We start from the raw sequence: 1,652 nt of genomic DNA, 5'->3' as shown, positions 1-1,652 counted from the left end.
GTTTACAAAGAAATACTTTCATACAAATTCTTAACAATACATTAAATAAATACAGTTGCTCCACTAATAGCAGTATTAAAGATGATAATAAATATAATGTATGTATAAAGGAAATCTCTCCAACTTATGAAATCTATGACCAAACAAAAGAAAATGAAACGAGAAAGCTTATTAAATTTAAAAGCATCGGATACTCTGGCGGAGTAGAAAAAGTATTAACATCACAAATAGAGATGGGTGCAGAAATAGCGCCCCCCACTCTTAATTATGCAATTGGTGCAAATCAAGATAAAAATAAATATGGTGGTAATCTAGAATTATCAGGGGGTTTATCAATTAAAGGTGATATGAAGGTAGATAGTAATATTTCAACTTATAAGTTTATACGTCTACCTAAAATTTCTCCTAAAGATGGATATGAACAGGCTTTATTAAATCTAGGAGGGAAATATAATAAAGCCAAAGAAGATTTATTATTTTCTAGTGATTCATCTTACAAAATCACCAAGTTTACTCCTGAGTATCATAATTTAGGAATATCTGATTATGTAACCAAATTTAATAACGGGAATGACAACTATTCAAATAGGATTTATAGTGAGAAAGCTTTTAATTTTCCAATAAGTGGTCTAAGTGAAGCTGATGGAAATATTAAGCCGTTAGGTAGAGACTGTACCATATTTCAAACACGCTGTGAAAACTTGGAGAAACCTAGCAAGCCTTTTGAGATTACTGGAGATAATACAATTAAGAAATTTAGCACGGTTGCTAATCTAAATATACATGACGCTAATCTAACCATAAAAGAAGGTCTATATGTAGGAGGCAATTTAAATATAACTGGAAATGTAACTTTAGAAGGACCAATTTACGTTAATGGAGATGTAGATATTCAAGGAGCTAATCTAAAAAGTAATTCTATGATTTATACTTTAAAAGATGTAAATATAAGATATTCAAAGCTAAATCGAAAGCCTCTACCTAACGGCAAACATGGAACTTTAATAATTCTTGCAAAAGAAGAGTTGGATATTTATTTAAATTCTATAACAGAAACAAATAAAATTAACGGTTTCTTTTATTCAGAAAACGATATCAAAATATATGGAGTACTCTCAGACATCCATATTGAAGGAGGGGTATCTGGTAGAAATGTTCAACTAACAGGAGCACAAATATTCAGTGACCCTCGCTTACAAATTAGCTACGACAAAGACATAATAGATATATATAATAATTTAAAAAGAAAACAGCATGTTATTTATAAAGTCGAACCCCCTATAGTTAAAGATAGAGAGCTGTAACAGTCGCAGTCCAAAATGTTAAAACAGATAAAGGCGAGTATGCTAGTTAACAGCATCCCGCCTTTTTAATTATTTATTAAGACTTCACATACTCCGCAACCCTATTCCTACCCGCCTGCTTTGCCCCAATATACAGTGCTCGATCGGCATTACGTATTAGAGAATTGCCCTCATCACTATCCTCTGGAGCACTTGAAACACCAATAGTAGCTGTGATGAAGATGATTTCTTCTCTAGTTACGTCAGCTAGGTCTAGTTCGACGATAAATGGTGTTTGTTCAATTTTTAGACGGAGCTGCTCAGCGAGATTCATGGCTTGTAGCTTGGTGTAATTAGGCAAGATGACGA

The 1,652-nt window shown here is 32.7% G+C and carries 1 protein-coding gene and 1 pseudogene; one reads left to right on the top strand and one right to left on the bottom strand.

Translation table 11 applies throughout. The annotated features are described in order from the left end of the window. A pseudogene (locus AC06OU_RS05705) lies at positions 1-1,304 on the top strand (hypothetical protein); the annotation flags it as partial. A gap of 76 nt (positions 1,305-1,380) precedes the next feature. On the opposite strand, the gene AC06OU_RS05700 reads toward AC06OU_RS05705, so the two are convergent. Next, the coding region (locus AC06OU_RS05700) for a diguanylate cyclase (protein WP_475854541.1) at positions 1,381-1,652 on the bottom strand (272 nt) is incomplete at its 5' end.

Source organism: Psychrobacillus sp. (assembly GCF_056205495.1).
The sequence above is the reverse complement of the archived record's forward strand: the minus strand, read 5'-3'. Positions and strand labels throughout refer to the sequence as shown.